Genomic DNA, 18,000 nt, shown 5'->3' with positions numbered 1-18,000 from the left:
CAATTCCATCAGGGCCGCAGAAGCACATCGATCTGCCGCCATTCTTCATATTTTTCCGCCGCAAGGCGATAGGGCCCGCACTGCATCACAGCCCGCTGCGCCGCCCGCGCCATCGAGCCGCCCGCAGGGGACGCATCCTGCTGGGTCACCTGCGGTGTGCCCACCACGCTGCCATCCTGCCCGAGATTGACCAGCAGCCGCACGCTGAGCCCGCTATCCATCTCGCTGGGCAGCAGGTTCCAGCATTGCTTGATCTGCCCGATCAGCCCGTCCAGTTCGGACTGGGTGAGCCGCGCCGACCGCCCATCCGCCCGGCCGAGCGTCGGCGTTCCGCCCTGCCCGGTGGTCGCACCGCGCGATGTTTCGTTGTTTATGATGTCGGAAATGCGGTCGGCCTCGCGCGCGGCATCGGCCTGGCGCTGCGCTTCGGCACGCCTGCGTTCCTCTTCCTCGCGCCGACGTCGCTCGGCGGCCTCGCGCTCCTGCGCCTCGGCCTGCTGCCGGTTCTCGGCTTCCTGCTGCTGGCGGCGCTGGAATTCCTGCCGGCGCTGGTCGAGGGCGGCGGTGCGCTGCACCGGTCTCGGGGCGGCGACGGCCGGCTCGGGCGATGGCTCGGGGGACGCCAGTTCGGGCGTCGGATCCGGTTCGGGCTCGGGCGCCGGCTCGGGTTCGGGTTCAGGCGCCGGAGCCGGCTCGGGGGCCGGTGCGGGCTCTGGCTCGGGTGCCGGCGGGGGCGGCGTCGGGCGCGTCGCGGGCTGCGGCGGCGTAGGCGGCGCGGGGACCGGTTCGGGTTCGGGCTCCGGGATCGGCTCGGGCGCGGTGTTGACGGTCGGCGCCGGCGTGGGCGTCGCCGTTTCCTCGGGCGTCACCTGGTCCTGCTCGGTATTGCCGGTGGGTTCGGCGAGCTCGGCCGGAACCTCGGATTCGACGAGCGACGGCGTCTGGGTCTCTACGATTTCACTCTGCAGCGAACCCATGCGGATGTTGGAGAACTCCTCGATGGGCACGAGGTCGACCGCAATGGAATCGACCTGCGTCGGCTCGAACGGCTGCGTCCAGCCCAGGCTGACGAGCCCAAGAGCCAGAAGCGCCACATGCGCCGTCGTCGATACCGTCAGCCCGAGTTTCATTGGGCTCCTACTGCTGTTCCTGCTGGGTGATGAGCCCGATGCGTGAATATCCGGCGCCAGACAGCAGGCCCATCACCCGCATGACCGATCCGTAATCGGCCGATGTATCGCCGCGCACATAGATGCGGTCCTCGGTGCCGTTCGTGGTCAGCGTATTGACCTGCGCGACCAGTTGCTCGATCGGCACCACGTCCTCGCCGATCCAGACCTGACCGTCCGGGGTGACCGAAACCGTGATCGGCTGGGCTTCGGTGTTCATCTGCCTGGCCTGGCTCTGGGGCAGGTCGATGGGTACGCCCACCGTCATCATCGGCGCCGCGACCATGAAGACGATCAGCAGCACGAGCATCACGTCGACGAGCGGCGTGACGTTGATCTCGCTCATGATGGCGTTGCCGCCGCGCCTGCGGCCACGGCGGCGATTGCCGCCGCCTCCGCCTCCGACCGACATGCCCATTACTGGCGCCCCCGGGCTTCGAGCTGACGCGAGAGGATCGTGGAGAACTCATCGGCGAAGCCTTCGAGCCGCCCGATCATCTTGTTGGCGTCGCCCGAGAGCTTGTTGTAGGCGATGACCGCCGGGATAGCTGCGACGAGGCCGATGGCCGTCGCAAACAGCGCTTCGGCGATCGGGCCCGCGACGACGGCGAGATTGGTGCTCGAGGATGCGGCGATGGCGGTGAAGGCGTTCATGATGCCCCATACCGTGCCAAAGAGGCCGATGAATGGCGCCGCCGACCCCACCGTCGCGAGGAAGCCGAGCCGCCGCTCGAGCCCCTCGCTCTCGCGCGCGATCGCCACGTCCAGCACCTTTTCGAGGCGCGCCTGAATGCCGATGAAGCTCGAAGCGTTCTGCTCATGGCTGCGCTTCCACTCCTTCATGGCCGCAACGAACACCGCGCCGAGACCCATCGAGGGGCGCTCGGACATCTGCTGGTAGAGTTCCTCGAGCGACTGGCCGGACCAGAAGACGCGCTCGAAGCGGTTCATCTCGCGCTGCATGCGGCCGTAATGCATGGATTTGTCCACGATGATCGCCCAGCACCAGACCGAGGCGCCGACCAGGCCCAGCATGACCGATTTCACCACCCAGTCGGCGGCCCAGAACAATCCCCAGATCGACAGATCCGCATGCGGCGCGACCTGCGCCACAGTCTCCACGGCTTCCATGCACCCGTCCTTTCGGTTCGCCACCTCTGCCCGCAAGCGGGCTGCGATGGGGGCGAAATACGTCAAATTTAAGAGAAAAGTCCCGGAATTCCGGCGCTTCGGCTCCCGGCTTTTCGCTATGGGCCGATTATGGTCAACGCAAGGTTAAGAAATGACTCAAGCCAGAATGATCGCGCAGAAGTGAGCCCTAGCCGAGCCGCGACCGCAAGACTTCGGGAATGCGCACCGGCCGCCCGTCTCCCATGCGCATCGCAACCACCGTCACCGACGCCTGCGTGAGGACGGCGTCCTCGCGCCGCACCTCCTGAATGAGCCCGATCCGCGCTCCGCCCAGCGTCTCGAGCCGGGTGGCGATCTCGAGCCGGTCATCGATCCGTGCCGGGGCGAGAAAATCGATGGTCATTGCCCGCACCGCAAAGACGATGCCGGTCTTCAGAAGCTCGGAATGATGCATGCCGAGCGACCGCAGCCACTCGGTCCGCCCGCGCTCGCAGAATTTGAGATAGGCGGCGTGATAGACGTTTCCGGAAAAATCCGTGTCCTCGAAATAGACGCGGACGGGGAACCGGTGCTCTTCGCTCACGGCTCGCCCTCGGGATCTTCGAACAGTGTCGCCTGAACCCCCGAAAACCCCTGTGGCACCGCATAGCCCATGTGCTGGAAAGCGGCCGCGGTCAGCATGCGGCCGCGCGGCGTGCGCTGGATGAAGCCCTGCTGGATGAGATAGGGCTCGACGATCTCCTCGATCGCGTCCCGGGGTTCCGAGAGCGCCGCGGCAATCGTCTCGATCCCCACGGGGCCGCCGCCATAATGCTCGGCGATCTGCTTGAGGTAGCGCCTGTCGAGCTGGTCGAGCCCGCGCGCATCCACATCGAGCCGCAGCAAGGCCTTGTCGGCGATCGTCCTTGTGATCTCCGCCGCCCCGTCGACAAGGGCGAAATCGGTCACCCGCCGCAGCAGCCGGCCGGCAATGCGGGGTGTGCCCCGCGAGCGGCGCGCCACCTCCATCGCGCCGTCAGCGGTCATCCCCACCCCCATCAGCCGCGCACCGCGCTCGACGATCATCACGAGCTCCTCGGGGGTATAGAAATTGAGCCGCACCGGTATGCCGAAGCGATCGCGCAGCGGCGTCGTCAGCAGCCCCGCGCGCGTCGTCGCCCCGACGAGCGTGAATTTGGCCAGATCGATCCTGACGCTGCGCGCCGCCGGCCCCTCCCCGATGATGAGATCGAGCTGGAAATCCTCCATCGCCGGGTAGAGCACCTCCTCGATCGCCGGATTGAGCCGGTGGATCTCGTCGATAAAGAGAACGTCTCGATCCTCGAGATTGGTGAGCAGCGCGGCGAGGTCCCCCGCCTTGGCAATCACCGGGCCCGACGTGGCCCTAAACCCGACCCCGAGTTCGCGCGCGATGATCTGCGCCAGCGTCGTCTTGCCAAGCCCCGGCGGCCCCACGAAGAGCACATGGTCGAGCGCCGCGCCCCGCTGCCGGGCGGCCTTGATGAACACTTCGAGATTGGCCCTGGCGGCCGCCTGCCCGATGAACTCCGAAAAGCCGGACGGGCGCAGGCTCACATCGAGTTCGCCATCGCGGTCTGCGGATGCGGAAGTCAGGCTTTCGGCCACGGAATGTCCTTGCGTTTGCAACTCAGGCGCTGAGCTCGCGCAGGCCCAGCCGGATCAGCTTGTCGGTCGGCAGATCCTCGCCCTCGCGGGCGACGATCCGCGCCATGGCGGCGGAGGCCTGCGCGCTCGAATACCCCAGATTGACGAGCGCCGAAACCGCATCGGCGATCGCCGAGCGGGCGACGCCCTCCCCCAGCGCCGTCTGCAGGCCGAGCACGCCCGGCTCCACGACGCCGGTGTCGGGCACCTTGCCCTTGAGCTCGGTCACGATACGCGTCGCGAGCTTGGGGCCGACGCCCGAAGCGCGCCCGACCATGGCCTTGTCGCCGAGCGCGATGGCGCTCGAAAGTTCGGCCGGCGACAGGGTCGAGAGAATGGCGAGCGCCACGCGTGCGCCCACCCCCTGCACATCCATCAATATGTTGAACCAGGCTTTCTCGGCGGGACTGGCAAAGCCATAGAGCCGGATCATGTCCTCGCGCACGATCATCTCGATATGGAGCACGGCCGCCTCGCCCACCCGCGGCAGGCCCGAAAGCGTGCGTCCCGAGCAGAAGGCTTCGTAGACGACGCCATTGACGTCGACATGCACGTGATCGTCGCCGAAGCCGTCGATCAGCCCCTTGAGCTTGCCGATCATGCCTGCACCAGGCGCTGCCGGTGCACCCGATGGTGGGCGTGGCAGATGGCGATGGCAAGCGCATCGGCCGCATCGGCACCGGCCACCTTTGCGGAGGGCAGCAGGATCCCGATCATCATCTGAATCTGCGCCTTGTCGGCATGCCCGGTCCCCACCACCGATTTCTTGACCAGGTTGGCCGCATATTCTTCCACCCGCACCCCCATCGACGCCGGCGTCATCAGCGCCACGCCGCGCGCCTGCCCCAGCGTCAGCGCCGAGCGCGCGCCCTTGTTGACGAAGGTCTCCTCGACCGCCGCCTCGTCCGGGCCATACTCGTCGATGAGGTCGCGCAGCCCCGCATTGAGCAGCGAAAGTCGCTCGGCGAGCGGCAGGTCGATCGGCGGGGTCACCGTGCCGCAGGCGATGAAGGCGAGCCGGTTGCCCGTACTTTCGATCACCCCCCAGCCGCAACGCCTGAGGCCGGGATCGATCCCGATGATTCGCGTGGTTTCGGTCATGTGCGCACCCTAGTCGAGCCGCCGGACCCTAGACAGCGAAAAGTGAACAAACCGGCAACTCCTTCCATCCCGATCACTTTTGCCTCGATCGTCTCAAAATCCGAGGCCTGATTGACCGATCGTCAACCCTTGCCGGTTATAGAGCCGGCATGAAAGCAGAGCGCACCGGTTTTTTCGGCAGGATCGATTTCTCCGCCCGCGGCCATGGCCGCGTCGTCCTGTGGACGGTCGGGGGCACCATCGGGTGCATTCTTGCGGCTCTCTATCTCGACAGCTTCAACTTTGTGCTGCTCGATGAGGAAGCCCGCAATCGGGCCATCGTCTTCGACATCGTCGTGCCGCTGCTGATTGCGGGGCCCCTTTTCTACTTCTTCTCGAGCCGTATGCGCGACCTTGCGATCGCCCATCATCAGATGGAAATCTACGCTTCGACCGACAGCCTGACTTCGGTACTGAACCGGGGTGCCTTCACGACGCTGGTCGATGCCTATCTCGAAGATGTGCGCAATGAAGAGAGCCGCGCCCGCGGCGCGCTGCTCGTCGTCGATGCCGACAACTTCAAGGTCATCAACGACAATTACGGCCATGATTGCGGGGACGAGGCGCTCAAGCTCATCGCCCAGTCGATCAAGGGCACGTTGCGCGGGGCCGACATTGTGGGGCGGATCGGCGGCGAGGAGTTCGGGATATTCCTGCCCGGTTCGAGCGCCCTCAATGCCGAGGCGGTGGCCGAGCGCATCCGCCAGAGCGTCAACACCACCGAGTTCGAGCCCCATGGCACGGCGCTCCGGCTTTCGGTCAGCGTCGGCGGCGCGATCTTTGATCGCCCGATCAGTTTTCAGGACCTCTTCCGCGAGGCTGATCGGCGGCTCTACGAGGCCAAACAGAAAGGGCGAAACCGCATCGCGGTCTCGCCCATACTGAACGCGGCCTGACGCGAGAGATCACTCGGCCAGCTTGGCCATGTCCTCTTCGCTCATCTCGAAATTGGCATAGACGTTCTGCACGTCGTCATCCTCGTCGAGAATGCCGATCAGCTTCATCAGCGTTGCGCCCTTTTCGGCGTCGACCGGCACGTTGTTCTGCGGCTTCCAGATCGCCTTGACCGATTCCGCTTCCCCGAGCGCCGTCTCGAGCGCGCTCGAAACCTCGTTCATCGCCTCGAAGGCGCAGTAGATGGTGTGACCGTCCTTGTCGCTGACGACGTCGTCGGCGCCTGCCTCGATCGCGGCTTCCATGACCGTATCGGCATCCCCGACGCTGGCGGGGTAGACGATCTCGCCCACCCGGTCGAACATGAAGGCGACCGAATTGGTTTCCCCGAGCGCCCCGCCATTCTTGGAGAAGGTCGAGCGGACGTTGGAGGCCGTGCGGTTGCGATTATCGGTCAGCGCTTCGACGATCACCGCCACCCCGCCCGGGCCATACCCTTCATAGCGGATCTCGTCATAGCTCTCGCCATCGGCCCCGGAGGCCTTCTTGATCGCCCGGTCGATGTTTTCCTTGGGCATGGACTGCGAGCGCGCATTGGTCACCGCCAGCCTCAGGCGCGCGTTCATCGAGGGGTCGGGCACGCCGGCCTTCGCGGCCACGGTGATCTCGCGCGCCAGCTTGGAAAACAGCTTGGACCGTGCCGCATCCTGCCGGCCCTTGCGGTGCATGATGTTCTTGAATTGGCTGTGGCCGGCCATTTATCGTCCCTTGTCATGATTTGTGGGGGTCGGTCGCGGGTTATAGGCAAAGCCCGACCCGATGTGAAGATGTCAGAAGCCCGGCAGCGCCTCGGCGAGCGTCCCGCCGACACGGAGCGGGGCCAGATTGACCAGGAGCCCGGTGCGAGGATCGGTCTCGATCGCCACCCCGCAAAGCGTCGCCTCGCCCTCGGCAGGCGTGAACCGGCCCTGCGGGACACCGGTGAGGAACCGGTTGAGTGGCTCGTCGGTCTCGACCCCGATCACGCTGTCGAAATCCCCGCACATGCCGGCATCCGCCATCAGTCCCGTGCCCCCGCGCAGGATGCGATGGTCGGCGGTCGGGATATGGGTGTGCGTGCCGACGACAAGGCTGACCCGTCCATCGAGGAAATGGCCCATGGCCTGGATTTCCGAGGTCGCCTCGGTATGGAAATCGACGATGATCGCATCGGCCTGCTCCCCGAGCGGGCAGGCCGCAACCGCCGCCTCCACCGCCCGGAACGGATCGTCGATCGGCCCCATGAATACCCGCCCGAGCGCGTTGACGACGAGCACGCGATGCCCGCCCCGGCTCTCGATGAAGCTGGCGCCACGGCCCGGCGTGCCCTCGGCCATGTTGATCGGACGCACCAGCGTATCCTCGCGGGCAATGTAGGACAGCGTATCGCGCTGGTCGAAGGCGTGATCGCCGAGCGTCACGACATCGGCGCCCGCAGCGCGCAGGTCCGCGAAATGGCTCTCGGTCAGCCCGCGGCCATGGCTCGCATTCTCGCCATTGACGACGACGAAATCGAACCGATGGCGCTCGATCAGTCCGGGGAGCCGTGCCGTGATCGCGTCGCGGCCTGACCGGCCGACGACATCGCCGAGAAAGAGCAGTCTCATGAGGAAGGCTCCGGTTCCGCGTCCGCCGGCCTCGCAAAGCGCCGCACGCCATGCTCGGTGACGATAAGATCGAGCGGCACGTCATGGGGCGCGCGGGGAATGGCGGGCACTTCCTGGGCGGCAAACGCATATCCCACGAGCAGCGGGCGGCGCGGCAGGTTCGCGATCGTGCGGTCGTAATAGCCGCGCCCATAGCCGAGCCGGGTGCCCATGCGATCAAAGCCGAGAAGCGGGATGACCATGATGTCGGGCACTGCGACGGGCGCGGTCTCGACCGGCGCGAGCGTGCCAAAGCCAGAGGGATAGAGCGGCGTCCCCGCCTCCCACAATCGCAGCAACAGGGGTGCGTCATCGCCTTCCACGACCGGCAGGCACACCGCCTGCCCCCCATCCATCAGCCTGGCAAGCAGGGGCCGACAGTCGATCTCGTCGCGGATCGGCCAGTAGAGCGCGACCACCGCATCGGGCGGAACCTCGACGCCCTCGCCGAAATGGCTGGCAGCGGCGCGGGCTGCGGCGGCCCGGTCGCCTGTGGAGATCCGGGCCCGCTGCGCGCGCGCCCGGTCGCGCAGCAGGGCCTTCTCGGCTTCGAATGCGATGTCGGTCAAGAAGGAGCTTTGCATCAAGGAAAAACAGGTGCCGCCACGGCCGTGGGACATGCGATCCCGGGAACCTACACAAGTAGGTGGGCGCCGTGTGTCCGGACCCACGGGTCCGGTCAGGGACAGCTCCCTTAAGGATCGATAAGGCCCCGGGGAAATGATGGTCCATCACGCACCGGGCAGCCCGACCAATATAGTGCGCCACGGAGGCAGGTGCAAAGGCGAAACGCTAAAGGCGCTTCATCAAATCCTGACGCTGATGGATCACCCTGACAACCAGCAGCGTGCTATCGATCGCCTTATAGGCAATCAGATGCACGCCGTACGGACGCAGCCGCACTCCGCTCCGAAGCTCGGGCCGTAGCGGCGCTGACTCGGGATGCTGGCACAGTCCTGCCACCGCCTCCTCCAGCCCAGCCAGATAGCGGTCAGCCTGCGCCAGCCCGTACTCCAGTATGCTCTGGCGATAGATCCGCGCGAGGTCTCGCGCAGCGGTCGCGGAATATCTAGGCCGCATCCGAGGTGTCGTCGATGCCAAGTTCTTTGCGTACGTCGCGCTTGATATCGGCGATGGTCTTGTCGCTCATCCCGCTGGCTAGACCTTCATCGATAAGCGCCCGCATCTCCGCGATTGCGGCGCCGCGTTCCTGGTCGCGCCGGATAAGGTCGCGGACATAGTCACTGGCGTTGGAATAGCGGCCGGTCGCTGCTTGCTCCTCCACCCATTGCTTCATCGCATCGGGCAGCGAGACGTTCATCGTCGCCATACTGGCCTCCTCGGTTCGAGGCCCGAGCCTATCCCGCCATGACAAACCTTGTCAAAGCCTGCCATTCTCCTGGGTCGGCGCGGCCCCTGCGCCTGCTTCGTCGATGGCGCTCGCGATCGCCTCGATCTTCCGGGCCGCCTCGGCCATGCGCTTACCGAATTTATGTTCGAGCTCGCCCGCCTCATTGGCGAGCGCCTCCCCCGCCTCGGTCAGCTCTGCAATGTCGTGCTGAAGCCGTGCGATGCGCCTTTCCGCCTCCTGCAGCTCGTCGAGCACGGCAATTCCCGCCATCACCGTCAGCCGGTTGTCGCCGATCTCGCCGAAACTGCCCTTGAGCGCCTCGATGCTCGCATTGAACCGTCCCGCGAGCGCGAGCAGGTGCTCTTCCTGTCCGTCCTCGCAGGCCATGCGATATTTCCGGCCATTGATCTCGACATTCACCTCGGGCAAGGCCGTCTCCTATTTGGCAAGGACCTCGCGGACCTGCTCCATTGCATCGACGAGCCGGCGCGACACTTCATGAGCGCTGTCGTCGAGCCGGCGCGCCTTGGCGCTCACCTTTTCCAGTTCGTTCGCGAACTTGGCGCGCTCGGCGACGAGCTTCTGGGTATCCGCCTCGATCCTGGCATGGGCGCGCATGCGTCCATTGAGGCTGCGCACGCTGGCCTCGAGCCGGCTCATCGCCCGCTCGAACCGCTGCGCGGCGGCCTCGAAGCTTTCCTCGCTGCTCTGCTCGCTCACTTATCGCCCTCGATGCGCACCGGCCGAATCCGGTCCTTGATCATAGGCCGCCGCCCCTTGGTGAGGCAACCGCGTCGCCCGGGCGTCCGGACCCGCCAACATTGACAGCAGGGCGGAAACTGTTATGGCTCGTCCCGGCCTCCGGAGGAGGCGCAAAGCCGGCTTTTCCGCCTGTTCCGAGGCGCTCCGGCCGCCGACGAGACCGCCAGAAAGAGCAACAGATGACCGAGCAAGTGACCCACGCCGACATGGCCAACGCCATCCGTTCCCTCGCCATGGATGCGGTGGAAGCCGCCAATTCGGGCCATCCGGGCCTGCCCATGGGCTGCGCGGACATCGCGACGGTACTCTTCACCAAGGTCATGAAGTTCGATCCGGCCGATCACAAATGGGCCGATCGCGACCGCTTCGTGCTCTCGGCCGGTCATGGTTCAATGCTGCTCTATGCGAGCCTCTACCTCCTCGGCTACGAGGACATGACGCTCGACCAGGTCAAGCGCTTCCGCCAGCTGAACTCCAAGACCGCCGGCCATCCCGAGTTTCACTTCGCCCATGGCATCGAGACCACCACCGGCCCACTCGGCCAGGGGCTCGGCAATGCCGTCGGCATGGCGCTCGCTGAAGCCAAGCTCGCGGCCGAGTTCGGCACCGAGCTCGTCGACCACCATACCTGGGTGCTCGCGGGCGACGGGTGCCTGATGGAAGGCATTTCCCAGGAGTCGATCTCGATGGCGGGCCATTTCGGCCTCAACAAGCTCGTCGTCATCTGGGACAACAACGGCATCACCATCGACGGCAAGGTTTCGAACGCCGATTCCACCGACCAGATCACGCGCTTCAAGGCCTCCGGCTGGAACACGATCGAGATCGACGGCCATGATCCCGTCGCCATCGAGGAGGCGCTGCTCGCTGCCAAGGCGAGCGACCGCCCGACCCTCGTCGCAGCCAAGACCACCATCGGCTATGGCGCCCCCAAAAAGGCGGGGACCGCCGGTGTCCATGGCTCCCCCCTCGGGGCCGAGGAACTGGCCGGCGCCAAGCAGGCGCTCGGCATCGACTACCCGGCCTTCGAGGTTCCGACCGAAATCGTCGGCGCCTGGCGCACCGCCGGCGCGCGCCACAAGCAGACCCACGCCGAATGGGCCGACAGGCTCGCCGGCGCTGCCCCGGAACTGCGCGACGAATTCACCCGCAGGATGCTGGGCGAACTGCCCGCCGCTTTCCCCGAGGCCATCGATGCCTTCAAGCGCAAGCTCGCCGAGGAAAAGCCCAAGGTCGCGACCCGCAAGTCGAGCCAGAACGCCCTCGAGGTGATCAACGGCGTCGTGCCCGAGACGCTGGGCGGCTCGGCCGACCTGACCGGCTCCAACAACACCAACACCTCCCAGACCAAGCCCTTCACCGCCACCGACCGCACCGGCCGCTACATGCACTACGGCATTCGCGAGCACGGCATGGCCGCTGCGATGAACGGCGTCGCGCTCCATGGCGGGCTCATCCCCTATGGCGGCACCTTCCTCGTCTTCACCGACTATGCGCGCCCCTCGATCCGGCTTTCCGCGCTCATGGGCCAGCGCGTCGTCTATGTGATGACCCATGATTCCATCGGGCTGGGCGAAGACGGCCCGACCCACCAGCCGGTCGAGCACCTCGCTGCGCTCCGCGCCATTCCGAACCTGCTCGTTATGCGCCCCGCCGACGCCGTCGAGGCGCTCGAGTGCTGGCAGATCGCGCTCGAGCAGACCACCCGCCCGTCCGTCCTCGCGCTCAGCCGGCAGAACCTGCCCACCGTGCGCACCGAATATGTGATGGAAAACAAGAGCGCCCGCGGCGCCTATTCCCTCGCCGGCCCGGCCGATGCGGATGCGGTGATCTTTGCCACGGGCTCCGAAGTCGCCATCGCGCTCGAAGGCCGCGAACTGCTCGAGGCCGAAGGCATATCGGCCCGCGTCGTCTCGGTGCCCTCGCTCGAACTGCTCGCCGAGCAATCCGATGCCTATCGCACCGATCTCATCGGCAACGCCAAGGCGCGCGTCGCGATCGAAGCGGGCATCGGCCTCTCGTGGGGCAAGCTGCTCGGGGATCGCGGACGGTTCGTCGGCATGACCGGGTTCGGCGCCAGCGGCAAGGCCGAGGACCTCTACGCGTTCTTCGGCATCACCGGCAAAGCGATTGTTGAAGCCGTCCACGCACAGTTGTAAGAGAGCGGCGTTTCCGCCTTTTCCCTTCCCCTGCCCTCAAGGAGCAATCCATGGCTGTTCGCGTCGCGATCAATGGGTTCGGCCGCATCGGCCGCAACGTCCTGCGCGCCATCATTGAATCCGGCCGCACGGATATCGAGGTCGTCGCCATCAACGATCTCGGCCCGGTCGAGACCAATGCGCACCTCATCCGCTATGACAGTGTGCATGGCAGGTTCCCCGGCACGGTCAAGGTCGATGGCGACACCATCGATGTCGGCCGCGGCCCGATCAAGGTGACTGCAGAGCGCAATCCGGCCGACCTTCCGCATGCCGCTATGGGCGTCGAGATCGTCCTCGAATGCACCGGCATCTTCACCAGCAAGGAAAAGGCCTCGGCGCACCTTGCAGCCGGCGCCAAGAAGGTGATCGTCTCCGCCCCCGCCGACGGCGCCGACCTTACGGTCGTCTACGGGGTCAACCACGACAAGCTGAATTCCGATCACGTCGTCATCTCGAACGCGTCCTGCACCACCAATTGCCTTGCTCCGGTCGCCTACGTCCTCAACGAGGCCGTCGGCATCGAAAAGGGCTTCATGACGACCATCCACTCCTATACCGGCGACCAGCCGACGCTCGATACCATGCACAAGGATCTCTATCGGGCCCGCGCCGCTGCGCTCTCGATGATCCCGACGACCACCGGCGCCGCCAAGGCCGTCGGGCTCGTTCTGCCCGAGCTCAACGGCAAGCTCGATGGCACCTCGATCCGCGTGCCGACCCCGAACGTTTCGGTTGTCGACTTCAAGTTCATCGCCAAGAAGTCCACTTCGGTCGAAGAGATCAACGAGGCGATCCGTTCGGCAGCCGATGGCCGGCTCAAGAACGTCCTCGGCTATACGACCGAGAAGCTCGTTTCGACGGACTTCAACCACGATCCGCATTCTTCGGTCTTCCACATGGACCAGACCAAGGTCATGGAAGGCACCTTCGTGCGCATCCTGTCCTGGTACGACAATGAGTGGGGCTTCTCGAACCGGATGAGCGACACGGCAGTGGCGTTCGCTAAGACCCTCTAAGGGGCATGCCCCTTAACCGCACTATACGCTGGAGGCCGCTCGCATCGGGCGGCCTCGAGCATTTGCGGCTGAGCGATTGGGGTCACGTCATCAAGGCGCGCGGCAATCTCATCGGCGAGGATGCAGGCCGGCAGTTTGCCCTCAGCTACGAAATCAACCTCACGCCCGACTGGACCTTCGAAACCGCGGTGATCCAGACCGATAGCGGCGTGATGCTGATCCTGTCGCGCGACCGGGACGGCGCGTGGTACCAATCTAGCACCGGCCTGCCCGAACTTGCCGGGTGCGTCGACATCGATCTTTCGGGCTCACCCTTCACCAACACCCTGCCCGTCCGCCGCATCTCCGATTGGGTCATCGGCGAGCCCCGGCGCCTGGAGATGGCCTATATCGATCTGCCCGATCTCGGCGTCCGGCGCGACGTCCAGATTTACACCAGGCTTTCGGACACGCTGTTTCGCTATGAGTCGGGAGATGGCGACTTCGCCGCCGAGATCGCCTTCGATCCCGATGGGCTTGTTCTCGACTATCCGCCGCTTTTCACTCGCTCCTGATCCCTCTATAGGCTTGCATGAGCGCGACGAGCGATTTGGCGGGAGCAGTTTATGAGCACGCATTTCAAGACCCTCGGTGATCTCGACCTCTCGGGCAAGCGCGTCCTGCTGCGGGTCGATCTCAACGTTCCGGTCCAGGATGGCAAGGTCACCGACACCACGCGCATCGAGCGTGCCGTGCCGACCATCCGTGAGATCACCAAGACCGGCGGCAAGGCGATCCTCCTCTCCCATTTCGGCCGCCCCAAGGGCAAGGTCGACCCGGCCTTCTCGCTCGAACAGGTCGCCTCGGCGGTTGCCGAAGTCACCGGCCACCAGGTCGGCTTCATCGAGACCGACTGGACCGACGTGTCTCGTGCCGATGCGGCGATCGCCTCCGCGCCCGAAGGCTCCATCCTCATTCTCGAGAACACCCGCTTCCACCCTGGCGAAGAAGCCAATGATCGGGCGCTTGCCGAGCGCATGGCGAGCCTTGGCGACGTGTTCGTCAATGACGCCTTCTCCGCCGCCCATCGCGCCCATGCCTCGACCGAAGCGATCGCCCACCTGCTCCCCAGCGCCGCGGGCCTCGCCATGCAGGCTGAGCTCGAGGCGCTCGAGGCCGGGCTCGGCAAGCCCAAAAAGCCCGTGATCGCTCTCGTCGGCGGCGCCAAGGTCTCCTCCAAGATCGATCTGCTCGAAAATCTCGTGAGCAAGGTCGAGGCGCTCGTCATCGGCGGGGGCATGGCCAACACCTTCATCCATGCGCTGGGCCTTTCCATCGGCAAGTCGCTCGCCGAAAAGGACCTCGCCGAAACCGCCAACCGCATCATGGAAAAGGCCGAGGCCGCGCGCTGCACGATCATCCTGCCGGTCGATGCCACGGTCGCCTGGCATTTCGAAGCCAATGCGCCGCATCGCCATTACGGGCTCGACGCCATGGACCCGGACGGCATGATCCTCGATGTCGGCCCCGCTTCGATCGAGCGCATCAAGGGCGCCATCGACGAAGCGGCCACCATCGTCTGGAACGGCCCGCTCGGCGCCTTCGAGCTCACCCCGTTCGACACCGGCACCGTCGAGATCGCCCGGCATGTCGCGCGCCGCACCAAGGCGGGGAAGCTGGTTTCGGTCGCGGGGGGCGGCGACACCGTCTCCGCCCTTGCCCATGCCGGGGTCAAGGACCAGTTCACCTACGTCTCCACTGCCGGCGGCGCGTTCCTCGAATGGATGGAAGGCAAGGCGCTGCCCGGCGTCGAGGCGCTGAGGGCTAACCCCTAACCAACATCCGCCGAACGTCTAATCGCATTGTACCATTCAAGTACCTATTCTCCGGCACCAAATCCAGATTAGTGCCAAGACATGTGGGAGACCGACTTATGGCGTCACTGAACGCTATCGCACAAAAGCTCGTCGCGCCGGGCAAGGGCATCCTTGCCGCCGACGAGTCCGAACCCACGATCGCCAAGCGCTTCGCATCCATCGGGCTCGATTCGAACCTCGAGTTGCGTCGCGACTATCGCGAAATGCTGTTCCGCGCGACCGACGCGATGACCAACTATATCTCCGGCGTCATCCTCACCGAGGAGACCCTCGAGCAGTCCGCAATGGACGGCACGCCCTTCCGCACCCTGCTCGCCGAAGCCGATGTGGTTCCCGGCATCAAGGTCGATCGCGGCGCCTTCCCCATGCCGGGCTCGGATGGCGAGAAGATCACCGAGGGACTCGATGGCCTGCGCCAGCGCCTCGCCCATTACGCGTCCCTTGGCGCTGGCTTTGCCAAATGGCGTGGCGTCATCACGATCAACGAGACCGCGCCGACCCGCAATAACATCCGCGCCAATGCCCATGCACTCGCCCGCTATGCCAGCCTCTGCCAGGAAGCAGGCATCGTGCCGGTGGTCGAGCCCGAGGTGCTTGCCGATGGCGAGCCGGGCGACCACTCGATCCAGCGCTGCCAGGACGTCACCGGCGAAACGCTCGAGACCGTGTTCAAGGAGTTGCGCCTCGCGGGCGTTGATCTCTCGGGCATGCTTTTGAAGCCCAACATGGTGCTCGCCGGTCATCGCGCCGGGGACAAGCCCAGCGTCGACGAAGTCGCCCGCAAGACGCGCGAGACGCTCCTGCAGTTCGTGCCCGCCGCCGTCCCCGGCATCGCGTTCCTGTCCGGCGGCCAGACCGACGAGGAGGCGACCGCCCACCTCTCGGCCATGAACGAGATCGGCAACATGCCCTGGCACCTCACCTTCTCCTATGGTCGGGCGCTGCAGAACGTCGCGCTGCGCACCTGGAACGGAAAGCGCGAGAATTTCGCGCCTGCGCAGGAAGCCTTCGCCCATCGCGCGCGCATGAATTCGCTGGCCTCGCTCGGCCAGTGGCGCCGCGACATCGACCTCGCGGCCTGACAGCCTCTGCGCTTGTTCTGACTGACCTCTCGGGGGGGCGCATCCCAATGCGCCCCCTTTCTCTTGCCGGCCTGCCCGACGACAAAGTGAGCGAACCCCACTCCACAATCGCCGCGCGCCGGATATAAGTGGGCCCATGTCCGCCCAGATCTATCTCATCGCCCCCGAGCCCGAAGATGCAGCCGCCCTCCCGGGGCTGGTCCGCACTGCCCTCGCCGCCGCGCCGGTCGCAGCGCTCCTCCTGCCCCGGCGCAGCCTCTCGGCGGAAGCCTATGCCAGCCGCGTCGCGGCCCTGCGCCCGCTGACCCAGGGCGCGGACGTCGCGCTTCTGATCGAGGGCGAGCCTGACCTCGTCCGCAGCCTCGGCGCGGACGGCCTGCACGTCACTGGCACCGAGCGCGACCTTCGCGCGGCCCTCTCGGCGCTCAAGCCGGATTTCATCGTCGGCTCCGCCTTCGACGGCACGAGGCACGATGCGATGACGCGCGGCGAACTGGGCGCCGACTACATCATTTTTGGGCCGCTTTCCGGCGCTATCGATCCCGAACAGCAGGATCTTGCGCAATGGTGGGCTGAAACGATGGAAATCCCGAGCGTACTCTCCGATCCGGCCGCCGATCCGGCGAGCCTCGAGGATCTGAGCTGCGAATTCGTGGCGTTGGGCGAAAGCGTCTGGGTCGCGCCCGATCCAGCAGCGGCGCTCAAAGCCCTCGCCGCAGCGCTGGAGCGCGCCTCCTGATGCGGGCCGGCCTTTTCGCGCTCGCCCTTGTGCTGACTGCGACCACTGCGTTTGCCCAGGCACCCGAAATCGCCATCGAGGATCTGAGGCCCGAAGAATTCCGCTTCGACAATCTCGGGATCGTCGACCTGCCGATCGATTTGGTGCCCACCGAGCTCCCGCGCGAGGATGCCCTCTCGATCAGCCAGCAGGTCTTCGGCACCCGCGCACGGGTGGACGAGGCCTTCGGCGCCTTCCAGCGCGGTTATTACCTCACCGCCATGCAGCTCGCCATGCCGCGCGCCGAGGGCAATGACGCCGCCGCCCAGACGCTCATCGCCGAAATCTATGCCAAGGGGCTGGGCGTTGCGACCGATGTCGCCGAAGCGGCCCGCTGGTACACCCGCGCGAGCGAAAATGGCGACCGGCTCGCCACTTTCGAACTCGCCATGCTCTATCAGGACGGGGCAGGCGTGCCGCGCGACCGGCGGCGCGCCGCAGAGCTCTTTCGCAAGTCCGCGGCCGCCGGCTACATGCCCGCCAAGTACAATCTGGCCCTTCTGCACATCGAAGGGGTCTATGCCGAGCCCAACCTCGTCGCCGCCGCGACCCTCCTCAAGGACGCCGCGGATGCCGGGCTTCCCGAGGCCCAGTACGATTACGGCGTGATGCTGATCGAAGGGGCAGGCACCGCCCCCAACCCGCGCGAAGGGGCCCGCCAGATCCTGCTCGCCGCCGAGGACGGGCTCGCGAGCGCCCAGGTCGAATATGCGACCCTGCTCTATCTCGGACGCGGGGTCGACCGCGATCTCGAGGCGGCCGTCGAATGGTACCGGCGGGCTGCCGATGGCGGCAATCCGGTCGCGCAGAACCGCTATGCCAAGCTTCTCGCCGCCGGCGAGGGGGTCGAGATCGATCTCGAGGAAGCGGCGCTCTGGCGTGCGCTCTCGCGCCGGCAGGGCCTTACCGATCCCGTCCTCGACCGCATGCTCGCCTCGCTTTCGGGAGAAGAGCTCAACCGCGCCGAAGAGCGGGCCCGCTACTGGCCCAACCGGCCGCCTGCAGCCATCGCCGGGCTCGCGCCGGAGGCCGTGCCTGCGGCTGGGCCCGAGGTGCCGGAAGGAGAGGATGCGGCATCACCCGCCGAGGGCACCAGCACCGCTCCCACCCAGCCTCTCCCGGCGCCCACCCCGGCCGCAAGCGCCCCGATCCGCACCGCCACCCCCCCGGTCACGGCGCCGATTCCGGCCGGCCGGCCCATCCGCTAAGGCCGGCTTTCGCCCGAAAGTCCCTTGAACCGCGTCCCGTTCTGGGGCAAGAAGCCGGCCAA

General features: G+C 66.1%; 22 protein-coding genes and 1 other RNA gene. 8 read left to right on the top strand and 15 right to left on the bottom strand.

Annotated elements, in window-relative coordinates; all coding sequences use genetic code 11:
• Nucleotides 1–8: 8 nt before the first annotated feature.
• The 7 genes from EMQ25_RS01475 to ruvC form a co-directional block, all read right to left on the bottom strand.
• Nucleotides 9–1,130 (bottom strand): hypothetical protein, encoded by a 1,122-nt coding sequence (locus EMQ25_RS01475; protein ID WP_127186778.1) that lies wholly within the window; start codon nucleotides 1,128–1,130, stop codon nucleotides 9–11.
• A 7-nt stretch (nucleotides 1,131–1,137) separates the two neighbouring features.
• The gene (gene tolR, locus EMQ25_RS01470; protein WP_127186777.1) at nucleotides 1,138–1,587 is read right to left on the bottom strand and encodes a protein TolR; all 450 of its coding nucleotides are present in this window, start codon (nucleotides 1,585–1,587) and stop codon (nucleotides 1,138–1,140) included.
• On the bottom strand, nucleotides 1,587–2,291 hold the full coding sequence (tolQ, locus tag EMQ25_RS01465; RefSeq protein ID WP_127187304.1) for a protein TolQ: 705 nt from the start codon (nucleotides 2,289–2,291) through the stop codon (nucleotides 1,587–1,589). The genes tolR and tolQ overlap by 1 nt, the downstream gene beginning before the upstream one ends.
• A 196-nt stretch (nucleotides 2,292–2,487) precedes the next feature.
• On the bottom strand, nucleotides 2,488–2,883 hold the full coding sequence (ybgC, locus tag EMQ25_RS01460; protein WP_127186776.1) for a tol-pal system-associated acyl-CoA thioesterase: 396 nt from the start codon (nucleotides 2,881–2,883) through the stop codon (nucleotides 2,488–2,490).
• Nucleotides 2,880–3,926 (bottom strand): Holliday junction branch migration DNA helicase RuvB, encoded by a 1,047-nt coding sequence (ruvB, locus tag EMQ25_RS01455; RefSeq protein ID WP_127186775.1) that lies wholly within the window; start codon nucleotides 3,924–3,926, stop codon nucleotides 2,880–2,882. Before ruvB ends, ybgC begins: the two co-directional genes overlap by 4 nt.
• A 22-nt stretch (nucleotides 3,927–3,948) precedes the next feature.
• A complete protein-coding gene (ruvA, locus tag EMQ25_RS01450; RefSeq protein WP_127186774.1) occupies nucleotides 3,949–4,566 on the bottom strand; it encodes a Holliday junction branch migration protein RuvA in 618 nt (205 codons plus the stop codon).
• Complete coding sequence (ruvC, locus tag EMQ25_RS01445) at nucleotides 4,563–5,066, bottom strand: crossover junction endodeoxyribonuclease RuvC (RefSeq protein ID WP_127186773.1); 504 nt, start codon at nucleotides 5,064–5,066, stop codon at nucleotides 4,563–4,565. Before ruvC ends, ruvA begins: the two co-directional genes overlap by 4 nt.
• A gap of 149 nt (nucleotides 5,067–5,215) precedes the next feature.
• Here ruvC and EMQ25_RS01440 point away from each other — a divergent pair, with 149 nt between their 5' ends.
• Nucleotides 5,216–6,001, top strand: a complete 786-nt coding sequence (locus EMQ25_RS01440; protein ID WP_127186772.1) for a GGDEF domain-containing protein — start codon at nucleotides 5,216–5,218, stop codon at nucleotides 5,999–6,001.
• 9 nt (nucleotides 6,002–6,010) lie between these two features.
• Here EMQ25_RS01440 and EMQ25_RS01435 read toward each other — a convergent pair whose 3' ends face one another.
• The 8 genes from EMQ25_RS01435 to EMQ25_RS01400 all read right to left on the bottom strand — a co-directional run bounded on the left by EMQ25_RS01435 (nucleotide 6,011) and on the right by EMQ25_RS01400 (nucleotide 9,755).
• Complete coding sequence (locus EMQ25_RS01435) at nucleotides 6,011–6,757, bottom strand: YebC/PmpR family DNA-binding transcriptional regulator (protein WP_127186771.1); 747 nt, start codon at nucleotides 6,755–6,757, stop codon at nucleotides 6,011–6,013.
• Nucleotides 6,758–6,829: 72 nt separating this feature from the next.
• On the bottom strand, nucleotides 6,830–7,645 hold the full coding sequence (locus tag EMQ25_RS01430) for a TIGR00282 family metallophosphoesterase (protein WP_127186770.1): 816 nt from the start codon (nucleotides 7,643–7,645) through the stop codon (nucleotides 6,830–6,832).
• Nucleotides 7,642–8,253 (bottom strand): 5-formyltetrahydrofolate cyclo-ligase, encoded by a 612-nt coding sequence (locus tag EMQ25_RS01425; RefSeq protein ID WP_204569801.1) that lies wholly within the window; start codon nucleotides 8,251–8,253, stop codon nucleotides 7,642–7,644. The genes EMQ25_RS01430 and EMQ25_RS01425 overlap by 4 nt, the downstream gene beginning before the upstream one ends.
• Nucleotides 8,254–8,277: 24 nt before the next feature.
• Nucleotides 8,278–8,436: non-coding RNA, 6S RNA (ssrS, locus tag EMQ25_RS01420), on the bottom strand.
• A gap of 40 nt (nucleotides 8,437–8,476) precedes the next feature.
• Nucleotides 8,477–8,764, bottom strand: a complete 288-nt coding sequence (locus tag EMQ25_RS01415) for a type II toxin-antitoxin system RelE/ParE family toxin (RefSeq protein WP_127186768.1) — start codon at nucleotides 8,762–8,764, stop codon at nucleotides 8,477–8,479.
• Nucleotides 8,754–9,014: a type II toxin-antitoxin system ParD family antitoxin gene (locus EMQ25_RS01410; RefSeq protein WP_127186767.1), complete on the bottom strand. Its 261-nt coding sequence runs from the start codon at nucleotides 9,012–9,014 to the stop codon at nucleotides 8,754–8,756. The genes EMQ25_RS01415 and EMQ25_RS01410 overlap by 11 nt, the downstream gene beginning before the upstream one ends.
• Before the next feature lie 51 nt (nucleotides 9,015–9,065).
• On the bottom strand, nucleotides 9,066–9,455 hold the full coding sequence (locus EMQ25_RS01405; RefSeq protein WP_244606472.1) for a cell division protein ZapA: 390 nt from the start codon (nucleotides 9,453–9,455) through the stop codon (nucleotides 9,066–9,068).
• An 18-nt stretch (nucleotides 9,456–9,473) separates the two neighbouring features.
• A complete protein-coding gene (locus EMQ25_RS01400) occupies nucleotides 9,474–9,755 on the bottom strand; it encodes a DUF4164 family protein (protein WP_127186765.1) in 282 nt (93 codons plus the stop codon).
• Nucleotides 9,756–9,976: 221 nt separating this feature from the next.
• On the opposite strand from EMQ25_RS01400, the gene tkt reads away from it, so the two are divergent.
• The 7 genes from tkt to EMQ25_RS01365 all read left to right on the top strand — a co-directional run bounded on the left by tkt (nucleotide 9,977) and on the right by EMQ25_RS01365 (nucleotide 17,938).
• Nucleotides 9,977–11,956: a transketolase gene (tkt, locus tag EMQ25_RS01395; protein WP_127186764.1), complete on the top strand. Its 1,980-nt coding sequence runs from the start codon at nucleotides 9,977–9,979 to the stop codon at nucleotides 11,954–11,956.
• A 50-nt stretch (nucleotides 11,957–12,006) separates the two neighbouring features.
• Nucleotides 12,007–13,014 (top strand): type I glyceraldehyde-3-phosphate dehydrogenase, encoded by a 1,008-nt coding sequence (gap, locus tag EMQ25_RS01390; RefSeq protein WP_127186763.1) that lies wholly within the window; start codon nucleotides 12,007–12,009, stop codon nucleotides 13,012–13,014.
• Nucleotides 13,015–13,019: 5 nt separating this feature from the next.
• Complete coding sequence (locus EMQ25_RS01385) at nucleotides 13,020–13,568, top strand: putative glycolipid-binding domain-containing protein (RefSeq protein WP_127186762.1); 549 nt, start codon at nucleotides 13,020–13,022, stop codon at nucleotides 13,566–13,568.
• A gap of 51 nt (nucleotides 13,569–13,619) precedes the next feature.
• The gene (locus EMQ25_RS01380) at nucleotides 13,620–14,828 is read left to right on the top strand and encodes a phosphoglycerate kinase (RefSeq protein WP_127186761.1); all 1,209 of its coding nucleotides are present in this window, start codon (nucleotides 13,620–13,622) and stop codon (nucleotides 14,826–14,828) included.
• A 98-nt stretch (nucleotides 14,829–14,926) separates the two neighbouring features.
• Nucleotides 14,927–15,952 (top strand): class I fructose-bisphosphate aldolase, encoded by a 1,026-nt coding sequence (locus tag EMQ25_RS01375; protein WP_127186760.1) that lies wholly within the window; start codon nucleotides 14,927–14,929, stop codon nucleotides 15,950–15,952.
• 136 nt (nucleotides 15,953–16,088) lie between these two features.
• Nucleotides 16,089–16,691 carry a thiamine phosphate synthase gene (locus EMQ25_RS01370; protein ID WP_127186759.1) on the top strand — a complete coding sequence of 201 codons (603 nt, stop codon included), beginning with the start codon at nucleotides 16,089–16,091 and terminating at the stop codon, nucleotides 16,689–16,691.
• The gene (locus tag EMQ25_RS01365) at nucleotides 16,691–17,938 is read left to right on the top strand and encodes a tetratricopeptide repeat protein (protein ID WP_127186758.1); all 1,248 of its coding nucleotides are present in this window, start codon (nucleotides 16,691–16,693) and stop codon (nucleotides 17,936–17,938) included. Before EMQ25_RS01370 ends, EMQ25_RS01365 begins: the two co-directional genes overlap by 1 nt.
• Nucleotides 17,939–18,000: the final 62 nt, after the last annotated feature.

Source organism: Arsenicitalea aurantiaca, assembly GCF_003994485.1.
In the GTDB taxonomy this organism is placed as follows: Bacteria; Pseudomonadota; Alphaproteobacteria; order Rhizobiales; family Devosiaceae; genus Arsenicitalea; species Arsenicitalea aurantiaca.
Note: the sequence above shows the minus strand (reverse complement) of the source record. Positions and strands in the feature narration are given on the sequence as shown.